The sequence below is a fragment of the Lysobacter enzymogenes genome (assembly GCF_017168095.1).
Classification (GTDB): domain Bacteria; phylum Pseudomonadota; class Gammaproteobacteria; order Xanthomonadales; family Xanthomonadaceae; genus Lysobacter; species Lysobacter enzymogenes_D.
Genome location: NZ_LXSD01000173.1, coordinates 1 through 1662, shown reverse-complemented (window position 1 = coordinate 1662; position 1662 = coordinate 1). Strand labels below are relative to the sequence as shown.

Sequence of the window (1662 nt, the reverse complement as noted above, 5' to 3'; positions counted from 1 at the left end):
CGCCACTGCGGCGGCAGCGGCGGGGTCTGGTCGGGGATCGGCGTGGTCATGCACGCGCTCAACGCCAGCGGCAGCACCGCCGCCGACAGCAGCGTTGCGCAGCGGCGCGCGAACGCGGCGCGGCGATCCGGCGGCGGCGCGGCGCGCAGACGATCACGCGGGCGATCACTCGAAAACGGGGACATCAACGCGGCTCCGCGAGCAAAGGCGCGACCCGTCCGCTCGGGGCGTCGGGCGCGATCAAGGGAAACTCCAGTTCGACCCGCAACCCGCCCAGGCGCGAGCGGGCGAAGGCCACGCGCGCGCCGTGGCGGTCGGCGATGCGGCGCACGATCGCCAGCCCGAGCCCGGTGCCGCCTTCGATCGCCTCGGGCGCGCGGAAGAAGCGGTCGCCCAGGCGCGGCAGCGCCGATTCGGTCACGCCGGGGCCGTCGTCGTCGACGCTGACCCGCGCCGATTCGCCGTGCCGGCGCAGCGCGACGCTGACCGTGCCGCCGCGGCGCACATAGCTCAGGGCGTTGTCGATGAGGTTGCCGAGCGCATCGTGCAAGGCATACGCGTCCGCGCGCACGGTCAGCGCTTCGTCCGGGCCTTCGTAGCCCAGGTCGACATCGGCGCGCATCGCGCGGGCGACGTGTTCGCCGAGGATCTCCGGCACCAACTGGTCCAGCCGCAACGGCGCCATCGGCGCGTCGGCCTCCACCGGCGCCTGCGCCCGGCTCAACGCCAGCAACTGGGTCGCGGTGCGGGCCAGGCGCATGGTCAGCACCTGCACCTGCGCCAGCGCGTCGGCGCGCTGGCTTTCGTCGGCGCTGCTGCGCGCGCGCTCGGCGTGCAGGGCCAGCCCGGCCAGGGGCGTGCGCAACTGGTGCGCGGCGTCGGCGATGAAATGTTCCTGGCTCACGAACAAGCGGCGGATGCGTTCGAGCAAGGCATCGATGGTAGCGCTGAGCGGACGGATCTCGGCCGGCACCGGCACGTCGCCGACCGGCACCAGTTCCTGCCCGTGCCGGGCCAAGCGGCCGATCAGCGGATCCAGCGCGCGCAGGCCGCGGCTGACGCCGCTCCACATCAGCGCCAACAGCACCGCGGTCAGCACCAGCTGCAGCAGGATCGACATCAGCAGGATCTGCTGCGCGCGCAGCTGCCGGTCCTGCACGGTCTCGGCCAGGGTCACCACCAGGGTGTCGCTGGGATCGGCCGGCGCCGGCACCGCCAGCGCCACCGCGCGCGAACGCGCGCCGCCGATGGCGGTGTCGTAGAACTGCGCGTCGCCGTCCAGGCGCGGCGCCGGGCCCGGCGGAATCGCCTCGTGGCTGGCGCTGAGCACGCCGCGGCGCAGGCTGCGCACCGAGTAGTAGTTGTGGCCGAGCTTGTTGTACTCCAGCAGGAACGCCGCCTGCGGCGACAGCGCGTCCGAATCGGTGGCCTTGAGCACCTTGGCCAAGCCGTAGGCGTCTTCGAGCAGGCCTTCGTCGTAGACGCGGTCGGAATAGCGCGAGGCGACCGCGTACACCAGCACCGACACCAGCACCACGGTGATGCTGACCGGCACCAGCAGGAACAGCAGCAGGCGCCGGCGCAGGCTGTCGCCGGCGCGCGCGGGCCGGGCGCGCGGGCCGGGCATCGAGGCGGCGGAAGTCACGTGCGGGCCGGCCGGGC

The 1662-nt window shown here is 73.8% G+C and carries 2 protein-coding genes; both read right to left on the bottom strand.

Annotated elements, in window-relative coordinates:
• On the bottom strand, positions 1-185 hold a 185-nt coding region (locus A7A76_RS04755), incomplete at its 3' end, for a hypothetical protein (protein WP_206410117.1).
• Positions 185-1662 (bottom strand): sensor histidine kinase (locus A7A76_RS04750; RefSeq protein ID WP_206410116.1); only part of this gene is annotated, 1478 nt, incomplete at its 5' end. The genes A7A76_RS04755 and A7A76_RS04750, both read right to left, overlap by 1 nt.